The organism is Bacillus cereus group sp. BfR-BA-01382, from assembly GCF_022663475.1.
Taxonomy (GTDB): domain Bacteria; phylum Bacillota; class Bacilli; order Bacillales; family Bacillaceae_G; genus Bacillus_A; species Bacillus_A thuringiensis_S.
Window position 1 is genome coordinate 1 of record NZ_JAKUFQ010000002.1, and the last position, 26,018, is coordinate 26,018.

The window sequence follows — 26,018 nt, forward strand, 5'->3', positions numbered from 1 at the left end:
TAAGTTTCCAAGCATTCCAAGCTGACCGTTACCTCCGGTATTTCCCCATCCCATTGGGGCCCACGGACCACCCCATCCTGAAGGATTTCCAAAAACACCCGAGTTATTGGTATTGAAATGAAAAGGCTTGGCTGGCGGCGATAGTAAAGCGGCAAGATGACCTTGTGCGAACATCCCTGTATGATTGAATGGTTGCGCCCAGGGGAAGGGAGGTTTTTGAAAATTAAAACCTGCATGACCTGGTAATGGAGTCCAATTAGCAGGGTGACCTTGTGGTATTATCCCTGTATAATTAATTGGCTGCTGCCCCCAAGAGAAGGGAGGGGGTTGGGGAGTGAATCCCGTATAATTGGCTGATGAATCCCAACTAACTGGATAGACTCGGTAACTCCAATTCTCAGGAATCTTCAAATCATTCATTACCTCAGATTTAGTTATTTCGGGCTGTGAATATAATGAAATTTGGTTAGTATATTGTTCCCCGTTTCCCTTTGAATTCAAATACCAATATTGGTGCATACGCTTATTCTCCTCACTTTAAAAATGTAATGTTAGACTTAGCCTATGTAATATTCCTTTTTATGGATGGTTACATAACTAGATCTACAAGCCTGTATTTAAAGGAATGGGTGTGTGGCCTTGTTGATTTAAAGTTTCACTTTATTTTAGAAGGGTATTTTCAGTCGCTTCTTTTATATATTTCAGCCTAATTTAAATTCCGTTAACAAACGTTTTTATAAAGGTTTAATCAAAAAAAGATTTTAAAATGTTATGTTGGGCAAGTGGAATTGCTAAAAAGAGAATATCCATTCGAAGAGTTTGGCAAAATACTGCAAGGGTAATGTTTTCTTGTGCAAATATGTAAACGATTTAAACGAATCAATGAAATTTATAATGAAGGGGCAATTAAATATATGAGTGAAACATTACATAAAAGAAAACCACCATATTTAATGCTTGTAATCCTTTTTATTGGGGCATTTGTTTCATTTCTAAATAACTCGCTTTTAAATGTAGCCTTGCCATCAATAATGAAAGATTTAGACATTCAAGATTATTCAACGATCCAGTGGCTTTCTACAGGGTATATGCTTGTAAGTGGTATATTAATTCCGGCATCAGCATTTTTAATAACGCGTTTCTCGAATAGAAGCCTATTCATTACATCTATGGTGATTTTTATTCTTGGTACTGCCTTAGCAGCTGTAGCGCCGAATTTTGGTTTATTACTTACTGGTCGGATGGTTCAAGCGGCAGGCTCTTCAGTTATGGGGCCTTTGTTAATGAATATTATGCTAGTAAGCTTTCCAAGAGAAAAAAGGGGAACAGCAATGGGGATTTTTGGACTAGTTATGATTACAGCTCCAGCAATTGGACCGACACTATCAGGTTATATTGTAGAGTATTATGACTGGCGTTTGCTTTTTGAAATGATTTTACCGTTAGCAATCATTAGCTTACTGTTAGGGATTTGGAAATCTGAGAATGTCATGAAACAAAACAAAAATGCAAAACTTGATTATCTCTCATTACTATTATCTTCTGTCGGTTTTGGCGGTTTGTTATATGGATTCAGTTCTGCAAGCTCCGATGGTTGGACAAATAAAGTTGTCTTAACAACCTTAATCATAGGCGCTATTGCCCTAATTGCTTTTATTATCCGCCAATTAAAAATGGATGAGCCGTTATTGGATTTACGTGTTTACAAGTACCCAATGTTTGCACTTGCGTCTGTAATTGCAATTGTCAACGCAGTGGCCATGTTTTCGGGGATGATTTTAACACCAGCTTATGTACAAAACGTCCGCGGTATTTCACCGCTGAGCTCTGGGCTGATGATGCTTCCAGGTGCGGTAATAATGGGGGTTATGTCACCAATTACAGGTAAACTATTTGATAAATATGGCCCTCGGATTCTTGGTATAGTAGGACTTTCCATTACAGCCGTTTCAACTTATATGCTGGCAAATCTGCAACTCGATTCTAGTCACACACATATTATTCTTATTTACACATTGCGGATGTTTGGGATGGCGATGGTGATGATGCCACTTATGACAAATGGCCTCAATCAATTGCCAACGCGCTTAAATCCGCACGGTACAGCTGTTAATAATACAGCTCAACAAGTGTCCGGTTCGATTGGTACTGCTATTCTTGTTACGATTATGAATTCTGTAACAAAAACAAAAGCTGAAAGTCTAATGGCTGATGTAGATCCAACAACCTTCACAGAGGCTACGAAGGCAATGTTAACTCAGAAGGCTTTATTATCCGGAATTCAATATTCATTCTATGTAGCGCTTGGCATGAATGTTGTTGCACTACTATTAGTTTTTTTCGTTAAACGTGTAGATACAAGTGCGGAAGCTGTCGAGAAGTTAAATCGGTAGAGAAGAATAAAACGCTAGATAATGATTCCTACAAGTTTTTTTGCTGCTAAGGCGCCGATATTTAAAGCTGGAAAAGAGCTGAAAGAAGCAGTGAAATAATTATATATAGTGAAAGAGGACCTGACGTTCATATCAGGTCCTCTTTCATTAGTAACACGGTATACTTGCTTATCGTATTGGTTTAACTAAACTACTGATTTTTCGAATACTACAATCTTAAGCTCGTCAACTTCTCTATTTTGGGGTGTTTTAGAAGAAAATAAATCAAAATGATCGTTTTATAAACAAATGCAAGAGATGAGATCCGTTTGCAAATTCTCATAAACATTATAATTTTAGCTTATCTTTTAACGCCAATATTAAAAGGATCCAATTATATTTATTCGCTTCATTTTAATTTAGTATTTTTCTACAATTTATAAATCTAATTGCCAAGCTTATACTCAATATCATAATCATGAATAGTTAGGGAAAAGATAAAATAAGGTAATCAATTACATATCTGTATCCCAGGCAATTAGTTGCTATTTCCTCTTTATTAAATGGGATATGCTATTTCATGCTTTTTTGAAAGGGTGTTTTAAATGGAAAAAAAAGTATCTGCCATTCCCCAGCCGAAAACATATGGACCGCTGGGTAATCTCCCATTAATCGATAAAGATAAACCGACTCTATCGTTTATTAAGCTGGCGGAAGAGTATGGTCCCATTTTTCGAATTCAAACTTTAAGTGATGCCATAATTGTCGTTTCTGGACATGAACTGGTAGCAGAAGTTTGTGACGAAACGCGGTTCGATAAAAGCATAGAGGGTGCTTTGGCAAAGGTTCGTGCCTTTGCTGGAGACGGATTATTTACTAGCGAGACTCACGAGCCTAACTGGAAAAAAGCTCATAATATTTTGATGCCTACATTTAGCCAACGGGCAATGAAAGATTACCATGCCATGATGGTCGATCTTGCTGTACAACTCGTTCAAAAATGGGCACGGCTTAATCCGAATGAAGACGTAGATGTTCCGGAGGATATGACTCGCCTTACGTTAGATACAATTGGTCTATGTGGTTTTAATTACCGATTTAATAGCTTTTATCGTGAGACCCCTCATCCTTTTATCACTAGCATGAGCCGTGCTCTAGATGAGGCAATGCACCAATTGCAGCGGCTGGATATAGAAGACAAACTCATGTGGAGAACGAAACGTCAATTTCAGCATGATATCCAATCTATGTTTTCTTTAGTAGATAATATTATTGCTGAACGTAAAAGTAGTGGAGATCAGGAAGAAAATGATTTACTTTCCCGTATGTTAAATGTACAGGATCCGGAAACTGGTGAAAAATTAGATGATGAAAACATTCGTTTCCAAATTATCACTTTTTTAATAGCTGGGCATGAGACAACAAGTGGATTGTTATCTTTTGCAATTTACTTTTTATTAAAGAATCCGGATAAGTTAAAAAAAGCCTATGAAGAAGTAGACCGTATTTTGACAGATCCTACTCCAACATACCAACAAGTTATGAAACTGAAGTATATACGGATGATTTTAAATGAATCGCTACGTCTATGGCCTACCGCTCCAGCATTCAGTCTCTATGCAAAAGAAGATACAGTGATTGGCGGGAAATACCCAATTAAGAAAGGAGAAGATCGTATTTCTGTTCTTATTCCACAGCTGCATAGGGATAAAGATGCATGGGGAGACAATGTGGAAGAATTCCAACCTGAACGATTTGAAGAGCTGGATAAGGTTCCTCATCATGCTTATAAGCCATTTGGAAATGGCCAGAGAGCATGTATCGGTATGCAATTTGCACTTCATGAAGCCACTCTTGTAATGGGAATGCTTCTTCAACATTTTGAATTAATCGATTATCAAAACTATCAGCTGGACGTAAAACAAACATTAACGCTAAAGCCCGGTGATTTTAAGATTAGGATTCTACCCCGAAAACAAACTATTAGTCATCCTACTGTTCTTGCACCTACAGAGGACAAGCTGAAAAACCATGAAATTAAGCAGCACGTTCAGAAGACACCTTCTATTATTGGGGCTGATAATCTTTCACTTCTTGTTCTGTACGGCTCGGATACAGGTGTAGCAGAAGGTATTGCAAGAGAATTAGCAGATACAGCTAGTTTAGAAGGGGTTCAAACGGAAGTGGTAGCTCTTAACGATCGAATTGGAAGTCTACCGAAAGAAGGAGCGGTTCTTATTGTAACTTCTTCTTATAATGGAAAACCGCCAAGTAATGCAGGACAGTTTGTGCAATGGTTGGAGGAACTAAAACCAGATGAGCTAAAAGGTGTTCAATACGCAGTTTTTGGTTGTGGAGATCATAATTGGGCTAGTACCTATCAACGGATTCCAAGATACATTGATGAGCAGATGGCTCAAAAAGGAGCAACAAGGTTTTCTAAACGCGGAGAAGCAGATGCAAGTGGTGATTTTGAGGAACAGCTCGAGCAATGGAAACAAGGCATGTGGTCTGATGCGATGAAGGCATTTGGATTGGAATTTAACAAAAATATGGAGAAAGAGCGTAGTACTTTGAGTCTGCAATTTGTCAGTCGTCTTGGAGGATCTCCTCTTGCACGAACATATGAAGCAGTTTATGCAACTATACTAGAAAATCGTGAACTCCAATCATCCAGCAGCGATAGAAGTACACGACATATCGAGGTATCCTTGCCAGAAGGCGCTACATATCAAGAAGGAGACCACCTTGGAGTGCTGCCAATTAATAGCGAGAAGAATGTTAATCGAATTTTAAAACGCTTTGGATTAAACGGAAAGGATCAAGTCATACTGAGTGCAAGTGGACGAAGTATAAATCACATACCTTTAGACAGTCCTGTTAGTTTATTGGACCTTCTTAGTTATAGTGTCGAAGTTCAAGAAGCAGCCACTCGTGCACAAATACGGGAAATGGTAACATTCACAGCATGCCCTCCTCATAAAAAAGAATTGGAAGCATTATTAGAAGAAGGGGTCTATCATGAACAAATACTAAAGAAACGTATTTCAATGTTGGATCTTCTTGAAAAGTATGAGGCTTGTGAAATCCGATTTGAACGCTTTTTAGAACTGCTTCCTGCGCTCAAACCGCGTTACTATTCTATTTCAAGCTCTCCACTTGTTGCACAGAATCGTCTGAGCATTACGGTCGGTGTTGTTAATGCGCCTGCATGGAGTGGAGAAGGGACATATGAAGGAGTCGCTTCTAATTATTTAGCTCAGCGTCATAATAAAGATGAGATTATTTGTTTCATTCGAACGCCACAATCAAACTTTGAATTACCTAAAGATCCAGAAACACCAATTATTATGGTTGGGCCAGGTACTGGAGTTGCACCATTCCGTGGATTCTTGCAAGCGCGTCGTGTTCAAAAGCAAAAAGGTATTAATTTAGGACAAGCGCATCTATATTTTGGTTGTCGTCATCCTGAAAAAGATTATCTCTATCGTACAGAGCTAGAAAATGATGAAAGAGATGGATTAATCTCTTTACACACAGCTTTTTCTCGTCTAGAGGGACATCCCAAAACATATGTACAGCATTTAATAAAACAAGATAGTATCAATTTAATTTCGTTATTAGATAATGGAGCTCATCTTTATATATGTGGTGATGGCAGTAAAATGGCTCCGGATGTAGAAGATACCCTTTGTCAAGCATATCAAGAAATTCATGAAGTCAGTGAACAAGAAGCAAGGAATTGGTTGGATCGTGTGCAAGATGAAGGGCGATATGGAAAAGATGTTTGGGCTGGTATATGAATGTTTCTTAATTAGATACGTATTAACTAATGAACTTCTTTCGAATAAATTTCACTTTATTAGTATCGTGTATTTAGCTGAATAATGATTAACCGGACTATTTAGTATCTACTAAATAAAAAACAGGACCTGATATGCATCTATCAGGTCCTGTTTCACATAGACATTATACATGGATATTTTCCACACATTATCAATGTTTGTAATGTAGTTAGCCTTGTGGGTCAGCTATAAAATCAGATATTATTTTTTCAATATCGAAAGGAGTAATCCCTTTATCCAAAGAGAAAATAGTTTCTGCTTCTTCGATGTCTTGAACGAGTTCACCTCTAGCTTCAATATGTAATCGGAACAAGTCATATAAATTCGGTTTAACTAAATTAGTTAAAGCCTTTCCAACTAGTATCATACCTTTTTGATTCGCCTCGATGGTATTATCATAAGTTAGATCTCTTGTAAGAGATAAATCTGTCCAAATCAATTTTCGTTCCTTTAAGTCTAAGATAACTGGAATAGAGATTTGGGTGTCGGCAGTAATATCCACTTTATCTTGAACAGTAGAAGGTTCAAATATTTCACCTGAACCAGGATATTGACGAACCATCCAACCAGTAAAGCATTCTGGTAAATCTTTATATGGTTGGTCTGTGTAAGAAAGCAAAGTCATGACTACATAGCGTCCACCATATTTCAGCACAGACGGAATATCGAAATCAATGAATTCAGATGCCCCCTTTGGTGCAGAAGTAATGTCTCCGCTATGGTAGGCTTTGAAATTTTTTGAACGTAAGTTCGTGAAGGATACATGTTCTTTGTATTGCCAATCTTCGTCGTACATTGCAGCAGACAAATCAATGTCAACGCGTCCTGTATGTTGTCCATTCACATAGCCTTCTTTCCACCATAGGAAAAAACGAATCGTATCTCCTTCTGGCAAATCTACTTTACTTCCTCGAGATAATGTGCGAAGCGCTTTGCTGGCTGAACGTTGAGAGAAGGGAACTAAGTGATTTTTTAACTGTTCATCCAAAAATACTTTTCCGAGACTTGGAAGTTTTGCGAAGCGATTTTTTAAAGTATCTTCACACATTTTTACAATCATTAAACAAATATCCTTTGAGATAAATGGAAGTGTATTTTCAATACCTATAGCTTTTGCTACATTTCCCTTTGGAAAAAAGGTACGAAATTCATTTTTATCATTTCGATGCTTAAAATGAGCTGTGAGTTGAAGTAATACAGGAGTAGAAACATCTCCTATTATACTTAGAAACTCTTCGAGAATATGGAAAACATCTGTTGACTTATCACTACATAAACGGATTAAATGATCCAAGCGTCTGGCAAATTCCCCAGGGCGAGTTTTTAAAAGATTTTTCGCTGTCATGATATCACGATTCAACAAAGCTGCTTCTATTTTTCCATTAAATGTTTCAACTTTAATGTTGTTGCGAAGAATCTCAAATGCTCGGTGGGTTTTTGGGAAACGAGTATGATATTCTGCTGGATGAAGAATTTCACCTAGACGAATCCAACGTTTTTTGTATCGAAGCATATCTTCGGTAATGTTTCCGCATTGCTCTAACAATCCTAAAAGGAAGCGTCTTTCTGCTCGGTTAAACTTCTTGAATCGAACGGAAGATGCTAAACTCACATCGCCTTCAGATAAAGCAACTGCAAGGCGAAGAACATCAGTTGCTGTTTTAAAATACTTTGCAGCAGCATCGGCTGATATTTTTCTGTTTATTAATAAAACTCCAATTATAAAAGACATATTTTCCTTATGAGGAATTACATTAGGTAGAAAACAGGAAACATCTTCAGTGTGTGTAATAGCCCATTCTACATCTGTCTTATCAGTTGAGGAAATAGAGCTGTTTGCACTAATCAATTGAGAAATCATTTGATTGAAATCTTCTTCACTTCCTAAGTTAATAACTTTCAAATCAACGCTATCTAAAAGAGGAAGTCGTTCTTCTACTTTTGATACAGGTAGGCGCAACGTCACATAATGAATAATAGCATTAATGTATAAATCAGCGTCACTTAAATCCATCATTTGTTGCGGAAAGTTTGGATACATAGGAGCAAACTGAATATGTGCACCAACCATTTCTTTTAAATGTTTTACCAACTCTTTGTAAAACGATGTGAATGTATCAACCGAAAGTGTTTGCAACTCTTCTATTAAAGGCTCGGAAAAAGTAAATCCTAAACTTTCCAAGTTTTTTAAAACAGTGGCTAAATAAATGTTCGGTAGTTTATTTTCTTCTCTTTTTATAATTACTTTCAAACTTCTTCTTATGTAAATAGAATTTTTCATGAGAACGCCAGCTATTCACTCCTTATAAAAGAGGGGAATAGTCTGACTGTCCTCCTTTCAGTGGTAGATTTTTATTTTTACATGCATAAACACACTAATTATAGAGAAATGCACTGAGGGTACATAGCTATTTTTTAGTGGAAAATTAGGGGTATAACATTTAGTTGTTAAGTGGTAATTTGTTAATTAAGAAAAGAAAACCTCTACATCAATGGTTGATAAACTAAAGTTTATTCAATCCCAAAGAAGAAAGAGGTTTTATAGTCTAATTATTTTCATAGGAAATTGACAACTCTAAAACAATTTGAAATTTCTACAAAGAAGGAAGAATTGTCATAGCCTATGTGTTTAGCAGGAAAGTAACATCCCTATTTGGTCAAAGAAGTTAGAAGGAAGGAACGTCATAGCCTGCTTTATTAGTATATTCTCTTGCGAAGAGCAATTCAAGTATACTGTCTGATTTTTTATATTTTTCTTAAAGGGGAATTTTCATGTTTATCCCGCATTAACGGGTAGCCCGATTGGTGAGTGGGATTAAAGTTTCACTTTATAAATAGGGAGACCATCACATGCCCTTTTTATAATACTATTACGGGAGGATTTTTATTTTTGATATATTATACCATTTATTTAATGGTATAATATGGTATTAGTTCTATGGAATGGAGTTGAATGAGTATTATAAATACAAAAGGTGAAATTAAAAAAAACAAAAAGAAAAGTATTACTAACTATAATTACTATGTTAGTAATTATAGTTGGGTTTGGATATTGGAAATTTTTTAGTTTGCAAGGTGTTCCAAAAGGGGAATTAATTCGAACAGTGAAATCTCCAGATGGAAAATATCTCATCAAGACTTATTTTCATAATGCAGGATCATTAAGTGCGGATGCTGTTAGGGGTGAATTAGTTAACCTTGATACAGATTCAGAGAAAAATATATATTGGAATTATCCAGATACCGATCCATATATTGAATGGGTAAATAAGAATATTGTTAGAATTGGAGATCAAACTTTAGATATTTCACAGAAAGAAACCTATGATTGGCGTGATGATGATAAGCACGTTAAAGAAATGCCTAAACAGTTTAGTAGATAAAGCAAGAAAATTTAAATTTATTTAATCTTATTCGTTTAACTATAGATAGGATTATATGAGTAAAAAAGTCCATTTAGATCTTCTAAATGGACTTTTTTAGGTTTCTAGATACGACTACTGATAAAAATGGAACAAACTTGTTACTTAAGTTGTCTATTAAGTATACGTATAAAACAGGTGTTCATGATAATTCGCTCATTTTATCCCGCTATTTACCCGTAAAAGCCCGATTGGTGAGGGCTTCTTGCATTTCACTTTATGAAAAGTGAGATGCAAGAAGAGTGATATCCGATAGACTTTTTCATTGTGTCGGTATGTATAACACCTAGAAAAACTATATATTCTTGAAAGAGGTTGAAAATGTATGATAGTCTTAAACAAGTTTTTTAACATTTTACATTACAAAAAGATGGTACCTGTAGTATTTCTTTCATGTGCAACGCTTATAGGCTGTTCCGATGGTAATACTCAATCTGAATCACTTAAACAAACGAAACAAACAAATCAAATCAAACAAGAAACTACTGGTAATGATTCTTTTGCTAAACTTGAAAAAGAATTTGATGCTAAACTTGGTATTTATGCATTGGACACTGATACGAATCAAACCGTTACGTATCAATCAGATAAACGGTTTGCATACGCATCTACCCACAAAGCTTTAGCTGTGGGAGTACTTTTACAAAAGAAATCAATAGAAGATCTAAATCAAAGAGTTTTGTATACTCGTGAAGATCTTGTTAATTACAATCCAATTACAGAAAAGTATGTTGATAGGGGGATGACTCTGAAAGAGCTTGCAGATGCTTCCCTTCGATATAGTGATAATACTGCACAAAATCTTATTCTTAAACAATTAGGTGGACCTAGTGAATTCAAAAAATCACTGAGAGAAATAGGAGATACCGTTACAAATCCTGAACGTTTTGAACCAGAGTTAAACGAAGTGCATCCAGGAGACGTACATGATACTAGTACCCCAAAGGCATTAGCTACTAGTCTTCAGGCTTTTGCGCTAGGAGATGTACTTTCAACTGAGAAACGGGATTTATTAATAGATTGGATGAAAAGGAATACTACGGGAGACAACTTAATTCGTGCTGGAGTTCCAGGAGGATGGGAAGTAGCTGATAAGACGGGATCGGGATCTTATGGAACCAGAAATGATATCGCAATTATTTGGCCACCAAATAAAAAGCCAATTGTTCTTGCGATACTTTCTAATCATGATAAAGAGGATGCTAAATACGATGATAAGCTTATTGCAGAAGCAACCAAAATAGCGCTGGGTGTCTTAAAAGCTAAAAATAAATAATAATAGTATTAGTTATTGAAGTTTTCCTGTTTTTCCGTCACAATACTGTGACGGTCTTTTTGTGTATTTTACAAAGAATCGTCTTAAGTAAAGAAAAAAGATAGAAACCATCTCTATTAAGTTTATTAACTAAGTAACAACAAATATATGCTTTATTGAATACTTATTGCATTTAATGTGGAGGAATAATATGGAGTCAAAAATTCTTATTGTTGATGATGATAAAGAGATTAGAAATCTTATCTCTGTATATCTAGAAAATGAAGGCCTAAAAACTCAAAAGGCAGAAGATGCTATACAAGCTTTACAACTGTTAGAAGAAAAGGAATTTGATTTGGTTATTTTAGATATTATGATGCCGAATATGGATGGCATTGAAGCATGTATGAAAATTAGGGAAGATCGCAATATGCCTATCATTATGCTATCTGCAAAATCTGAGGATATAGACAAAATTCAGGGCCTAGCCTCTGGTGCAGACGATTATTTATCAAAACCGTTTAACCCATTAGAATTAATCGCTAGAGTGAAATCCCAATTAAGAAGATTTAAAAAATACAATACGTCCGTAGAACATAATAAAAGCATTCTAGAAATTGGTGACTTAACCGTAAATACAGATACACGTCAAGTATGGGTAAGAGGAAAAGAAACAAGGTTAACTCCAAAAGAGTTTGCTATTCTCGAACTACTTGCCCGCAATAAAGGGATTGTCCTGAGTGTAGCAAAAATATATGAAGCAGTTTGGAAAGAGGTTTTTTATAAATCAGACAATACCATCATGGTGCATATTACAAAAATAAGAGACAAAATTGAAGAGGATTCTAAACATCCCATTTACATTAAAACTGTTTGGGGAATTGGGTATAAAATATGAAGAATGTTAGTTTCAGAAATAAGATCATTATAAAACTTCTTGGTGCTGTTGCAATTAGTTTTTTTATTTCATTTGGTTTAACAATCCTCATTTTGGCATACGTCATAGATCCATTATTTATAAAACACGAAGAATTTGGTATGTTTGAATTCAATGTCGCAATGTTGTTCTTATTCGCGTTCGCAATCTTTACCTTTATTATACTTTTTTTGATATTGGTTCGAAAGAAAATAGTATATTTGAAGCTTATTTCTGATAACGTGAATGATATTGCCAATGGAAAACTAGGTCTAACAATTGGGATTAAGGGGAAGGACGAATTGACCCAACTTGCTAAAAATATCAACTATATGTCTAAGGAATTGGAAAATACATTTGAACAAGAAAGACGATTAGAACGTACAAAAAATGAGCTCATAACTAACGTATCTCATGACTTACGCACACCGTTGACATCTATTATTGGTTATTTAGATTTATTAAAAAGAGGGCAATACAACAATAACACACAATTACAGGAATACCTTGAAACCACTTATTCAAAGTCACAGAGACTGAAATATTTAATTGATGAGCTGTTTGAATATACTCGTTTATCAGGCATAGATGCTAAGTTAAATCTTAATGAAGTTGATTTATCAGGTCTGTTGGAGCAAATAGTTGGAGAATACATTCCTATATTTGAAAAGGAAAGTTTAATCGTTCAAAAATCAATTACACAAGAAATAATACCTATCTTCATAGATGCAGAAAAAATGGTACGTGTATATGAAAATCTGTTTATGAATGCGATAAAGTACAGCATGAAACCATCCCAATTATTCATATGTCTTGAATTAATGGATAACAAAGCAATTTTAAAAGTATCAAATAAAGTCGAGAGATCGCCTGTTAGCGATCCAAATAAATTGTTTGAAAGGTTTTTCAGGGGTGATAAGGCAAGAAAAAATAATCAAGGAAATGGGCTGGGACTTGCTATCTCAAAAAGAATTGTTGAACTTCATGATGGTAATATACATGCAGAATATAAAGATGGCTGGATGTCCTTTATTGTTGAACATCCAATCAAATAGAACGGCTTATGGAATTACAGGTTCCATAAGCTTTTTTTATAAAACTTAAGAATTCTTAAGGATTTTACAGGGTGTTTCCTAATTTTTATAGTTTATCATGGGTGTATTCAAAGTGATGAGGTGAGCAAAGAAGAAAAAAGGAAAGACTTCATTGTAGCTTTAGGGTGAATGCAATATGACTATTTTATTAGTAGTAAACAAACGTAGTAGCTTATTGTAATGAAATAAAAAATGTAGGAGGATATAAATGATAAAGCCAGTTGTAGATGTAAAAAACATTCAAAAATTGTACGGTAAAAAAGGTGAGAATCAATCACATGCATTAAAAGGTGTATCATTCTCAATTCAAGAGGGGGAGTTTGTCGGTATTATGGGGCCTTCTGGTTCTGGTAAAACAACATTATTAAATGTAATTTCAACGTTAGATAAAGCGACAGGCGGCGTTGTTGAAATTGCAGGAACGGATATTACGAGGATGAAGCAGGGTGAACTTTCTGATTTTCGTTCACAAAAGTTAGGATTCATTTTCCAAGACTTTAACTTATTGGAGAATTTATCTATCTATGAAAATATCGCACTCCCACTTTCACTTCAAGGTGTTTCATCTCGTAATATTGGAAAGAAAGTAGAAAAAGTAGCTGATATGTTAGGCATTACAGCTATACTTCAAAAATATCCTTCTGAAGTATCTGGTGGACAAAAGCAACGTTCCGCAGCAGCACGTGCGTTAGTTCATGAACCAGCAATTATTTTGGGAGACGAGCCGACTGGAGCCCTAGATTCTAAAAATGCAACGAGTTTACTTAATGCCATGACAAGCTTAAATAAAGAGCAAGGTGTATCCATTATGATGGTTACGCATGATCCTTACAGCGCAAGTTACTGTCAACGTATTTTATTCATTCAAGATGGTGAGTTATATAAAGAAATTCATCGCGGTAGTACCCGTGAAGAATTCTATAAAGAAATTTTAGATGTGCTTGCAAACTTAGGCACAGAAAAAGCGTAAGGAAGGAAGTTCAATCATGTTATTTAAGCTTTCTATGTCAGGCCTAAAAAGTAAGTTGCAAGATTACATTGTTTTACTTGTTGGTCTTATTGTCTCTATTTCAACTTTTTATATGTTTCAAACGCTAGCATCCAATAAAACGTTCCTTGAATCTAACTCTTCTATTAGGGATATTGTGGCTGTCTTTAAAATTGGTTCCGTTTTGTTAGCGATTATCACATTTTTCTATATTTTATATGCAAACTCTTTCTTATCAGCTCTTCGTCAAAAAGAATTTGGTATGTATATGATGTTAGGAGCAAAAAAGCATAAAGTTACCTTACTTATGTTCATTGAAACAATCATATTAGGTGCCACCTCTCTTTTGATTGGAATTACAATTGGTGTAGGACTTGCAGAAGGTATCGGTCAGCTATTAATGAAACAACTCGAGTTTGCTGGTGAAGGTTATAAAGCATTTTATCTGCCATCAATAGCTATTACTTGCGTCTTCTTCTTTGCACTATTTGTATTATCTGCAATTATGAATAGTATTAAATTATCGCGTATTTCTGTACTGCAACTTGTACATGCAGATGCACAAACAGAACGTGTTGCCATAAAAGGAAAAATGACAGTTGTAATTGCATTCCTTGGTATTCTTTTATTAGGTATTGGTTATGCATCACTGATCTATATGTCATATGCAAATCCGCTAATTGCTTTGGGATTAATGGCCGTCGGATTAATCTCAGCAACCGTTGGTACTTACCTTATATTTGGATCCCTTCTTCCAGTTATGATTAACAAGCTAAAGAGTAATAAAAAACGTAGTGAAAAAGGCCTCAATGCTTTTACTTTTGCACAATTAAATTTCCGCATTAATAGTCTAACAAATGTGCTTGCAACAGTAGCAATTTTAGTGGCTCTTGGTGCTGGTGGAATTGCTTGTGGTATGGCATTTAAAAACAACATTATAAACATGACAGATCAAATGCGAATTTACGATTCAGTCATTCATAATCCAACTGCGGAAGAAAAGACAATTTTGGGTGGTATCTTATTTCAAGAAAAATTTGAATACCATTACAAAGTTGATGATAGGTATGTTTATTATCTTAAAGAAGATGTAGAAAAAAATCGTCCTTTCTTGCAAGGTATGAAAATAGAGAAAGTTTCAGAGGAAGTACCAATTGGTGCATTTTCAATAAAATGGGTTAAAGGAGAGATCGACACAAAACAATGGATTCAGGCTTTCAGAACGATCCAGCCAAATTATATGTATCCTGATTATGAAATCAAAATTGTAGAACAAAACATATACGATGGGTTGAAGGGTAAAGAAAGTACTGTATTTATAGGGAAAACAGATGATTTTGGATCATACATAAAAGAATGGAAAAAACTTGATGAATTACAGATAGCAAAATATAAAAATGTGAAAGCGGAAGAATTGGATAGTAAGTATCAAAAATATATTACGAGTCATGATTTTTCCAGCGGACTAATGTTTATGGGCTTTTTCGTTGGAGTTGCATTTTTAGCAATGATGGCAAGTTGCTTAATGTTTAAAGTTCTGTCGGGAGCATCAAAAGATGTAGCACGTTATCAAATGCTTCGTAAAATTGGTGTTCGCCGAGAATTATTAACAAAATCAATCTATAAAGAGTTATTCTTCATATTCTTATTCCCAGCAATTGTGGGGATTACTCACATATTAGTTGGTATGAACATGTTTGGATCGCTTTTAATCGATCCGTACTTTCGTATTTGGTTACCACTTGTTATTTTTGTAGTAATTTACTCGATTTATTACTTGATTACAGTTCAATTATATAAAGGGATTGTACTCCCGAAAAAAGATTAATGTAATGATGTTATTTATACGAAGTACAGACATAATCGGACCTCGTTTTATTGATTATTTTGAATGGGTACAAGAAATTTAGAAATAATAGGTGGACTAGCACTACAGTCCATAAACTATTTATTTTAGATTTTAAATTAAAAATTTATCTTTTATCTAAGAAGGGGCGCGGCAACGATTACTACTTTTAGGGGCCATTGGCAAGTTTTATTTAATAGGATTAATTTGTATGAGTTTTCTTTAAAGCTTGTAATGCTATAATCTCATAAGTTAAAGTTTCACCCTGAAAATCTATTATTTATAATGAGTAGCCCGAAAGAGAAAGGATTGTTGCCGTGTCCTATCACCATCAAGCAAGGTTGATAGGTATGTATGCGTCACTACGCCATATAGTAAAAATAAAGTCTCAAAAACGGCTTTTGTCGATTTAAAAGCTGCACGGATTTGTTTAATTTTATGAAAAAAAGTAAGAATCACCAATATAATTGGCGGTTCTTACTTTTTTTTACATACATATTATTAGCATGATAGCATTAAAAATTTTTGTACGGAGAGAGAGGTTTCTATATGCTCTATGATGAAAATATAAGTTTAACAGGACGTATTGTATCGCCTGGTGAAGCGCAATATGATTCAGCACGTCAAGCGTTCAACACATTTTTTAATAGATTCCCTTTTGTTATTGTCTTTGCACAAAATACTCAAGACGTTGTGAATGCAGTACGATGGTCGTTACATAATAACGTACCTATCCGAGTACGTTCAGGAGGGCACAATTATGAAGGCTTGTCAGTTTTAGATGGTGGTATTGTAATTGATGTCAGTGAGATAAATCAAATAAAAATAGATCCAACATCAAAAACTGTTACAGTAGGAGCTGGTTGTAAAAATCTCCATCTAGCTGAGCTTCTTGGGAAAGAGGGATTAGCTATTCCTAATGGGGTCTGTCCTAAACCAGCTATCGCAGGAATAGCGCTAGGTGGTGGGCAAGGTATTCTTTCTCGACCATTAGGACTACTACTTGATCATGTCGTAGAAATAGAAATGGTTGATGCTAACGGCTGTGTATTGCAGGTTAATGATCAGGAGCATCCTGATCTATTTTGGGCTTTACGTGGTGGAGGCGGAAGTTTCGGTATTTGTACATCTTTTCGCTTTCGTACTCAGGAAATTAAGACTGTTGGTTTTGTTGAAGTTAGTTGGAGGCATCAAGATTTAAAAGCCGTTATACAGGAATGGCAAAAGTATACTCTACCTACTTCTGATAAACGCTTTACTCCTACATTATTATTGTCTTCAGAAAAGACAGCTCCTGTGTTGATGCATGGGATTTTTCATGGATCAGTTACAGACTTACAGAAATTGATACAACCACTTCTCAAAATTGGATCACCTATAAAGGTAGACATAAAAGAACTCTCTTATTTAGAAGCTATAACGTTAATATCCAATCATCAGCCTACAACTCCTTTTCCATTTAAAAGCGTAGCACCTTTTATGGATTCTTTATTACCTGAAGAAGGTATTGCTACGATTCAACATTTTATGAGTCAATCTCCACCTAATTCTACTGTTTCTATATTTTTTCAGGGCTTAGGGGGGACTGTTTCTGCAGTACCCGAGGAAGCAACTGCTTATTTTTATCGAAAAGCTCTAATGAATATGGTGTTATTTTCCACTTGGGACAAACCTGAGGGAGCTGCACAAGGGATTCGTTGGGTAGAAGCTTTTCGTCACGCGTTAATTCCTTTTACGAAAGGTGTCTATGTTAACACACCTGACCTCTCAATGAAAGATTGGTCGGATTTATATTATGGTGAAAACTTTAAACGATTGACTCAAGTGAAAGCTAAATACGATCCAGAAGATATTTTCAATTTTCCACAAAGCATTCCACCTGTTTATAAAAAATAGAAATCCTTTGCCGACCTTAAATTTTGCAATTTATAAAGAATGATAGATAATCCTTTTTGGAAATAACAATTAAAAGAGAGAGATAACATTGATTATTGACTGTATCAAAAGTTAAATCACTTCTTTACAGAAGGAGAAGGAGAATTAAGTCAATCGGATGAATAGTATAGTCCTGCTAATATCCCAGAGTATGTTATAAATGATATTGCCACTTGGGTGCAAGGAAGAGTGAAATGAAATTAGCAACTATATTTTTAAATGACTATTTTCAGAGACAACAAGTGAATTAGGGGGGACTGGTTTAGAGGAATTCCCACATGAAAAGACCTGAAACTGTCTTCCGTATAGCGATAATAAAGATGTTTAATTTCTAATATAGAAAACAATAGCGTTGCTACATTCAATATGTAGTAACGCTATTTAAATTTTTTAAAACAGGGTTAAATTTTTCAAAAAAATTACCTATCAAAAATAATATTCAACTAAATTCATAAGTTTATCCCGCATTAACGGACAGTGAGACCCCCACCTCAAAATTCAGCGAGAGCAAAAAAGTGAGGTGGGGCGGGCTGCCCGTAAAAGCCCGATTGGTGAGGGCTGATTAAAGTTTCACTTTATCCTTTACTGTATCTTGTAACTACATTTTACCTTGCTGTAGAGAAACAAAAAACATTTTTCTTATTCAATAATTCCAATTTCTAGAGCCTTTTGAACAGCTTCTTCTTTGTTGCGGACTCCTAGCTTTGTATAAGCTGTGGAAGCATAATTTCTGACCGTACCATTCGATAAATATAACCTTGATGCTATGGTAGTGTATCGAAGTCCCTTTGCCACTAGCTGCAATATTTCTATCTCCCTAGCTGTTAGCTCATAAGCGGTTGCTTTTGATTGTGGTGTCTCTTTTTGCTCATCAAACTTCTCAAATATTTTGTGAGACATTCCCTGATCAATCAGTGTCCCACCTTTGTGAATAAGTCGGATCGTATTAGCTAGCTCCAATGTTTCAATAGATTTGAGTAAAAAACCATCCGCACCGTTGCGAAGGGATTCCAACGCCTGTTCGGTATCCTGAAAAGTTGTGAAAATCAATACGCGGATATGTGGCCATTGTTGCTTGATTTTTTTGGTTGCTTCGACTCCATCCATGTGCTGCATATCTAAATCCATAAGTATAACATGGGGTTGAAGGCGCCCACACAAATCGATGGCTTCATTGCCATCCTCAGCTAAACCGACTACATTTAAATCTTCATATCTATCGAGTAGTGTCCTCAAACTTTCCCGAACAAATGGTTGATCGTCTACAATTAACAAACGAATAAGTCCATCTTTTATTTCAGTTTGTCGCGGTATGGTACATGTAATAAGCATTCCTTCCTCTGGCTTTGTATATACAGACAATTGACCTTGCAAGTTCATTGCCCGTTCTTTCATCGCATTCATACCAAAGCCTTCCTGCCATTCTACATTTCCTTTTCCATTATCTTGAACTTCTAACCTCGTATATTGTTCGTCAAACTGCAATGAAACTATAATTTCAGTCCCCAGACCATGACGTACTGCATTCGTAAGGGACTCTTGTAAGCAACGAATGAATGCGATCTTCGCTTGCCGAGACAGCTGATATTCCTCTCCGAATGTCCTAAAACTTACATTTACCTGAGCGTGCTCCTGAAATTCGGCTCCAAGATTTTGTAGAGATTGAATTAAGGAAGGCGATTGACATGAAGAATCCATTTGATGTAGGTAACCTCTCACGTCCTCGATACTTTTCCGTCCCATTTCAAGCAGAGAGTCTAGCCTCTGTATACCCATTTCAGTAGAAAGTTCGGTACGCAACGTTTCCATCCCCATAATAATAGAAGTATAAGCATGACCAACTGTATCATGAAGCTCACTCGACAGTCTGTTCCGTTCTTCCGCCAGTGTGATGCGTTCAATCTGAGACATATATTGCTCAAGTACCGCGTTTTGTTTACGAATTGATTCATTTTGTTTATGATTGACGATTAATAAATGAAAAGCGAAGCCCATTACATAAGCAAGTCCATAGTAGGTAACCAAAATCCAATAGCTATTACTTGGCGCAACCGCATAGAGAATTCCAGTTGTTATAAAAACTGTTGTTGGAGCTGTCCAATAATAGGACAAATGCTTACTATTCGCAGCAATTAGAAAAGCCGATATCAGAAATGTAACGTTAGCTTCCGGAAATAAAGAGGTTAAATATATACACAGTCCACCATATAGCAGTATTTCTGTGAACAAGTAATATTTGTAATTGAACAGTAAGGCTACCCATGGAATCGAGAAGGCAACAACCTCCCAAAAAATAACAATCCAAAGTGGCAATGTTAAACTATCCTGAAAATCTAATGTGGTTATGGCGATAGAGACACTAACAAGTATACGGACTCCTAACATAATCCAATCGTACCAAAACCAATACTTAACCATATCTAACAAGTCATTTACCCCCTAAATAGCCTACCTTTTTACTTCCTATAGTATAAATTAATCCTTCATGCCTTATTATACTTTTTAATTTAAAACTGCGATACTACTCACAGACTGCAAACTTCTATTGATTTAGTTGCTGAATCATACTACGTGTATAGCCCCCAATTTTCTGTGTCAAACCTTCTACTATTCTAATACTTATGGCGGTAAATACTATACCCATAAACATTACAAAGAGTGACTTGGCAAACGTATCTATCTGTATGAATATAATATTCATATCGATGTATCGATACAGTAGTGGTGCCAACAGGAACATAAGTGGCATTACATAAAAAATGATTGCACTAATAAGACTGAAAATGCCAATCACAAATTTCTGCATTAACCAATAGACAGCAGACCAAGTACAACGATCTGTAAGCACTAATTTCACCTGAGCCCAGTTCGATGTATCCATTGTTATATTTCTATCGTAAGAGTCTGTTGAAATATCTGTATAAATTTTCGTCTGTATGCGCTCGAATTGGATAAAGTGTGTGGTAGTCTGTAGTACGCGCATAATTAATGGAATCCCAACAACAGTAAATGAAAGGGTGAAACTAAATAGCAGAGCTATTAGATAAAAACAAAAATAAAACAATCCTGTAACGAAAGTTAGCAATAAAAAATAACCATTCTGGATGAATTTTGATTTCATAAAGTTCATCGCTCCTATCTATGTAATAACCGAATCATACTGCTTTTTTTGTCATTCTCACTAGTGTAAAAGTGTCATATGACATTTCTAAATGATGCTAAAAAGGGGAGAGCAGCCTACTGCTGGTTAAAAAGATGCTTATATCCCGCTATTTGCCGGGCAGTAAGACCCCCACCTCAAAATTCAGGTGGAAGCAAAGAAGTTAGGTGGGGGTCGGGCTGTCCGTAAAAGCCCGATTGGTGAGGGCTGATAATCAGTTGGGATGAACAAAACCCCTACTGAATAAAGTTTCATTTTATTAATCCTCCACAAAACAATCCCGTTTTTGCATTTGCAAGAACGGGATTGTTTTGTACTTTTATTTAATATGAGATGGACTTGTTTTTCGAATGTGAAAAATAATATCAAATTGCTCAAGCAATGATTTATCAAAGTATGTCGATTCGTTTGGGAATATTTGTCCCCCTATACTTAGTAATGGTCTTTTGGCTTTAACCCATTTCTCTGCTTGTCCTTTAAGGTGACGGTTATCCAATAAAAACATGTTATATGGTACTTTTCCGAGGGTATAGTTAAAACTATTTACATTTTGTGGAATCGCACGCGTTGTAATCTTACCTCCAGTAGAAGGATCATATTCGCTGTATAAGGTGAAATTCCCCTTCGTAGTTGTACTACCAATTGTGACATAATTATTGTCTAAACGTTCCTTCAAAAATTGCCCCGCAACATAAGGGTATAATTTCTCATCGATAATTCCTTTAGCAATATGAATATTGTGTCCCCATACCATTGTTTTACCACCAAATGTTTCTTGTGCCCACATTGCATGATCGGCCAAGTATTGCTCATGTAGCTTTAACATACTTGGATAGTCGTTAGGAATTAGCATTGTGGTAAATTTCTCTATTGCACTTGCCGTTGCTTTCGCCCAGATGTACTCGGGTGAAACTATTTCTGTGTTGGCTTGTTTATTCTCATCTTTTAGTAATCGAGCTACTCTCTCAGCGTTTGCTTTGAACTTTTCTTTTATTTCAGGAGCAAGGTCCATATATTCCTGTGTACTTCCATTAAAAGCCGACAATTCTTTATAATTTTCTTCTACTTCTGCCAGCAAATTTGGTCGATGCAGCTTTACATAATCAATTACTTTATTAAAGCAACCTTGGTCCAATTCCTTTAAGTCGAGCCCGATAAATTGGATCTTGTTTTTATTGGATGGATCGGCATTATAATCTTTCATCCACTCAATCATGGCTATAATTTCATCAGTAGGATATAACAAGTTTAAAAACTCCCTAGGGTTTCCTTTTCCTGTTTGGATATATTCATTTAGCTTTAAGCCGTTTCCCCAATCTTCTTCCATTGCGAAATTTGTAAAACCCATCTCAGTAACCAAATATTTCACAAGGCGAAATTTCATAGTGAAAATTTCAGAGCTTCCATGAGTATTCTCTCCTAATCCCACATATTGCGCGCTCCCAATCATTTTCTTAAGTGGTTTTAAATCCTCAAATGATTTTGACGGCTCTATCGTTTTTAATGGGTAAGCCTGTGATTGTATGGATTTAACTATATTTTTTTGTATTGATTGACCTGAATTTTCGACTGCTACTGTTTGAGCGTTTCCTACTTCTACACATCCTGTGACTAATAAAGCTGTACTAACCATTGCAATTATGCTTTTCTTATTCATTTTTTCCACCTCAATTGAATTATTTGTAAAGCAAGATTGATTCATTGTACTTGAACGAATCAATTGCCTTAATTCAATTGTTATCTATTCCATATCATATTTTCTAGTTACATATTGTCATAAGGTTAATTGACACAGGTCATAGACTAATCATTACACTTTTGTACTATCGGTTATGACAACTTATAAATAATAATTACATTGATGAGTCGTAAGTAAGACTAGACTATAAATTGGGGAGGGATTTTAAAGATGAATGAATCTGTATACAAAAACATTTTTATTCTAAGTTGTGTCTGTGGAAATGACAAGAAGTAAATTCGATAAACAAGTGAATGAAAGGGGAAGGGCGGATTAAAATGATATTACACGCAAAATCGTTCCACAATAAAGATAAAATCCAACGTGCTAAAATAGGACTTCAACTCTTTTTGAGTATCTTAATCATTACTTCTATTATCCTAAATGTAGTAGTAATAATTACGAAAAGTATGCCGCTTATTGTGGTATATATGTTTACCCCAGCATTATCTTCTATTTTGACTCGCATAATACTGAAAGAAGGGTTTAAAGATGTATCTTTTAGTCTCGGTAACTTAAAGATATGGAAAGGGATTGGTTTTGCTCTGCTAATCCCTATGATTATTTGTGGAATTACTTATTCTATCGCCTGGTTGAGCGGAATTGCGGGGTTTCAGTATCCCGAAGTTGGTATGTTTATTTTAGAACCGATCTACAATATGCTTGGGCTTCAGTATGTAACGGCACCATTCAACTTCATTTATCTAGTAGTATTGAGCGGCATTTTCGGAAGTTTGCTTGGCTTAATCCCGGCTTTGGGAGAAGAAATGGGTTGGCGAGGTTATATGCTCACAAGGCTAGTCGATGCAGAGTTTTCACGGCCCATCCTTATTAGTGGATTGATTTGGGCAACGTGGCATGTTCCAATAGTTATTGCTGGTCTATATGTAGCGGGACCATCTGTCGTTCTTTCAGTACTTGGTATCTATCTTTGTATTGTACCATTCGGTTATATTATAGCTTATTTACGACTTATCACAGGTAGCATTTGGCCTTCGGTTATCATCCATGCTACTTGGAATGCCATTATTCAAGGACCTTTCACACGTGCAAGTACAGGGTATCAAACTGAGATTTGGATTGGAGAATCTGGCTTGATAACCGCTATTATTATCTTGATTACTGCAATAATTACGTCTCGAATCGTAAATTTTACTAAATAGCATACGGATGTGTTTTAAATTCAATTAGTGAAATATGACGAGGCGAAATAAGATGCACCTAAAAATATTAGAAAAAATCTAGTTGAATGGACTCTTACTTAATCTTAGGCTGCTGGATATATGGGAGGCATCAAGCTAAGGGTTTAATTTATAAAAATAAACTTGATTGTCATAAAAAACATAATGTTTTTCATTTAAAGGCTATGAGATGAAATTTCATCATCTTCATCACGTTAGACCTTCAGGAAATAAAAAGTTAAACGATTATACAAATACTCTAACTGAAAAAACGATAGTCCTTTTATCAAAAATGTAGAAGGACTATCGTTTATTTTTTTGACAAAATTAGGGGTTGATGTTCATAAAATGGAGAATATAATTCGTATTTTACGTAAAGAGGAAAAATTTTCGGAATAAGATTTAGCTAATTTTCTTGATGTATAACGATTGATTGAAATTTCACTTTATGACTTGTAAAGGGATGTTCAATGCATCGTACCATTAAAAAATCTAAATTTAATCGATGAATTGCGATAAAATGTGGTCGGAAATAATGAAATTTTAGGAAAAATAAGGTACACTAGTCTATGATTTTAGTTGAAAATCGTTTGACGTTAATGCATACGGGGGAAAGATTGATGAACAACAATACAACAAATGAATCAGTTGAAGAAATTGATCAAAAACGAGTAAGATCAAAAAAACGTTATACAAATTGGAAGTTTATCGCAGTGGGTATTGGTGTAATTGCACTTCTTATTGGGGGAATGAGTTATTATCAGGCAACTCACTTCAATTCGAATGTTACAATTAATGACACAAAAGTTGGTGGTCTGAGCGCTGATCAGGCAATACAGAAATTAAAGACATCTGGACTAGCAAACAAAGTCTATGTTGATCAACAACAAATTTTAGATGAAAAAGATACAAAAACGGAACTTACGGAAAAAGATTTGCCTCAAGTTAAGAAACTATTAAAAAGTCAGTGGACATTTGTCCCTACCTCAAAGGGAGAAAATTATTCATTGCTACCAGAGAAGGCAGATCAGTATCGTAGTGAAACGATGAAAAAACTTGTAGAAGAAAAGCTCATCTCTATGAATGCAAAATTAAAAGCGCCTCAAGATGCTATGGCGAAGCTAGAACAAGGAAAAATAGTTATTTCGAAAAGTGTTGAAGGAAAACAGTATGACGTTACTAGTCTACTAAAAGATTACGATAAGCAAAAATATAAAAGCGAAATTCACCTGAAGTCTGCATACATAAAACCTATTAAAGAAGACGATCCAATTGTCAAAAAAGAGGAGAAAGCACTACAGAATCTTCTTGGGCAGTCTGTTGAGTATAAAGTGCAGAATGAAGTTTATCCTTTAAAAGCGAAAGATTTAATTCAAAATGCCTCTATGTCAAAGGATATGAAAGTTACAATTGACGCGAGCGACATTAAGAAGAAAATTATTGAAATTAATAATGCCAAATCAACATTAAATAAAGATTTCTCATTTAAAACGCATTCCGGTTCAATCATATCAGTAAAAGGGCAAGGCTACGGCTGGGCACTAGATGTTGAAAAAGAAACTAAACAAGTTCAACAAGCCTTTGAGAAAGGCGAAAAATCGCTTTCTGCTTCTAATATTCATGGAAATGGTTGGGAGAAGGAAGGTATCGGTTATAAAACAACATCGAATAATGGCATCGGAGACACATATGCAGAAGTTTCAATTGCAGAGCAACAAATTTGGATTTATAAAGATGGAAAATTAGTTGTTACAACAAATGTAGTAACTGGTAAACATAGCACGGGTGAAGATACATCACCAGGTGTTTGGTACGTCCTATATAAACGAACACCATACACGCTCAGAGGCAGCGCAGTAGGTAAAGCTGATTATGCAGTTAAAGTAGATTACTGGGTCCCATTCACAAATAGCGGTCAAGGGTTCCACGATGCCGGTTGGCGAAAAGACTGGGCAAATAATGCTTATTTAACAGGAGGATCAGGTGGGTGTGTGAACCTTCTTCCTAATGTTGCAAAAACTGTATATGATAGTTTGAACACTTATGATCCAGTTATCGTGTACTAAAAAATAGCTAAGTATCAAGAAATAAACAAAGCAGGAAATCTTACCTGATGGTATATGAAAAAAACACCTCTTGCATTCGCATACTAAGTGTGCAAATGTAATGGAGGTGTTTTTGTTTGAATATAAAAGTGTATTGCTTATAAGAAACAAAGTAGAAAGAGATTGAGAATAAGTATTCAAATAATCAATAAAATTGACAA

The 26,018-nt window shown here is 35.4% G+C and carries 16 protein-coding genes and 1 pseudogene; 12 read left to right on the top strand and 5 right to left on the bottom strand.

All coding sequences use genetic code 11. From position 1 onward, the window contains the following. On the bottom strand, positions 1 to 519 hold a 519-nt coding region (locus MR160_RS00995), incomplete at its 3' end, for a hypothetical protein (RefSeq protein WP_242297029.1). Positions 520 to 914: 395 nt separating this feature from the next. Here MR160_RS00995 and MR160_RS01000 point away from each other — a divergent pair. Both MR160_RS01000 and cypD read left to right on the top strand, forming a co-directional pair. Further along, positions 915 to 2,393, top strand: coding sequence for a DHA2 family efflux MFS transporter permease subunit (locus MR160_RS01000; protein ID WP_000005102.1), 1,479 nt, complete (start codon positions 915 to 917; stop codon positions 2,391 to 2,393). A 584-nt stretch (positions 2,394 to 2,977) separates the two neighbouring features. Continuing rightward, positions 2,978 to 6,175, top strand: a complete 3,198-nt coding sequence (cypD, locus tag MR160_RS01005) for a bifunctional P-450/NADPH--P450 reductase (protein WP_000412781.1) — start codon at positions 2,978 to 2,980, stop codon at positions 6,173 to 6,175. A 211-nt stretch (positions 6,176 to 6,386) separates the two neighbouring features. On the opposite strand, the gene MR160_RS01010 is transcribed toward cypD, so the two are convergent. Continuing rightward, positions 6,387 to 8,498, bottom strand: coding sequence for a TerD family protein (locus MR160_RS01010; RefSeq protein WP_136804197.1), 2,112 nt, complete (start codon positions 8,496 to 8,498; stop codon positions 6,387 to 6,389). A 742-nt stretch (positions 8,499 to 9,240) separates the two neighbouring features. Here MR160_RS01010 and MR160_RS01015 point away from each other — a divergent pair. The 8 genes and pseudogenes from MR160_RS01015 to MR160_RS01050 all read left to right on the top strand — a co-directional run. Further along, positions 9,241 to 9,600, top strand: a complete 360-nt coding sequence (locus tag MR160_RS01015) for a DUF5412 domain-containing protein (RefSeq protein ID WP_033669673.1) — start codon at positions 9,241 to 9,243, stop codon at positions 9,598 to 9,600. A 364-nt stretch (positions 9,601 to 9,964) separates the two neighbouring features. Next, positions 9,965 to 10,915: a class A beta-lactamase gene (gene bla, locus MR160_RS01020; RefSeq protein WP_000636466.1), complete on the top strand. Its 951-nt coding sequence runs from the start codon at positions 9,965 to 9,967 to the stop codon at positions 10,913 to 10,915. A gap of 190 nt (positions 10,916 to 11,105) precedes the next feature. Next, entirely contained in the window at positions 11,106 to 11,792 is a 687-nt protein-coding gene (locus MR160_RS01025; protein ID WP_000444081.1) for a response regulator transcription factor, read from the top strand. Then, entirely contained in the window at positions 11,789 to 12,865 is a 1,077-nt protein-coding gene (locus MR160_RS01030) for a sensor histidine kinase (protein ID WP_000800283.1), read from the top strand. The genes MR160_RS01025 and MR160_RS01030 overlap by 4 nt, the downstream gene beginning before the upstream one ends. A 247-nt stretch (positions 12,866 to 13,112) precedes the next feature. Further along, positions 13,113 to 13,874: an ABC transporter ATP-binding protein gene (locus tag MR160_RS01035; protein WP_000595169.1), complete on the top strand. Its 762-nt coding sequence runs from the start codon at positions 13,113 to 13,115 to the stop codon at positions 13,872 to 13,874. A 16-nt stretch (positions 13,875 to 13,890) separates the two neighbouring features. Next, entirely contained in the window at positions 13,891 to 15,720 is a 1,830-nt protein-coding gene (locus MR160_RS01040) for an FtsX-like permease family protein (RefSeq protein WP_000897822.1), read from the top strand. A 567-nt stretch (positions 15,721 to 16,287) separates the two neighbouring features. Next, positions 16,288 to 17,634: an FAD-binding oxidoreductase gene (locus tag MR160_RS01045; protein WP_000964999.1), complete on the top strand. Its 1,347-nt coding sequence runs from the start codon at positions 16,288 to 16,290 to the stop codon at positions 17,632 to 17,634. A 42-nt stretch (positions 17,635 to 17,676) separates the two neighbouring features. Beyond that, positions 17,677 to 17,871: pseudogene (locus MR160_RS01050) on the top strand (alpha/beta hydrolase); the annotation flags it as partial. 441 nt (positions 17,872 to 18,312) lie between these two features. Here MR160_RS01050 and MR160_RS01055 read toward each other — a convergent pair. The 3 genes from MR160_RS01055 to MR160_RS01065 form a co-directional block, all read right to left on the bottom strand. After that, a complete protein-coding gene (locus tag MR160_RS01055; RefSeq protein WP_098900458.1) occupies positions 18,313 to 20,100 on the bottom strand; it encodes a helix-turn-helix transcriptional regulator in 1,788 nt (595 codons plus the stop codon). A 115-nt stretch (positions 20,101 to 20,215) separates the two neighbouring features. After that, positions 20,216 to 20,794 (bottom strand): sensor domain-containing protein, encoded by a 579-nt coding sequence (locus MR160_RS01060; RefSeq protein ID WP_000836848.1) that lies wholly within the window; start codon positions 20,792 to 20,794, stop codon positions 20,216 to 20,218. Positions 20,795 to 21,152: 358 nt separating this feature from the next. Continuing rightward, positions 21,153 to 22,490: an erythromycin esterase family protein gene (locus MR160_RS01065; RefSeq protein WP_242297030.1), complete on the bottom strand. Its 1,338-nt coding sequence runs from the start codon at positions 22,488 to 22,490 to the stop codon at positions 21,153 to 21,155. 359 nt (positions 22,491 to 22,849) lie between these two features. Between MR160_RS01065 and MR160_RS01070 the strand changes: the two genes are divergently transcribed. Together MR160_RS01070 and MR160_RS01075 are read left to right on the top strand one after the other, a co-directional pair. Further along, positions 22,850 to 23,734, top strand: a complete 885-nt coding sequence (locus tag MR160_RS01070) for a CPBP family intramembrane glutamic endopeptidase (RefSeq protein WP_000600467.1) — start codon at positions 22,850 to 22,852, stop codon at positions 23,732 to 23,734. Positions 23,735 to 24,372: 638 nt separating this feature from the next. Next, positions 24,373 to 25,818 carry a L,D-transpeptidase family protein gene (locus MR160_RS01075; RefSeq protein ID WP_001064076.1) on the top strand — a complete coding sequence of 482 codons (1,446 nt, stop codon included), beginning with the start codon at positions 24,373 to 24,375 and terminating at the stop codon, positions 25,816 to 25,818. Positions 25,819 to 26,018: the final 200 nt, after the last annotated feature.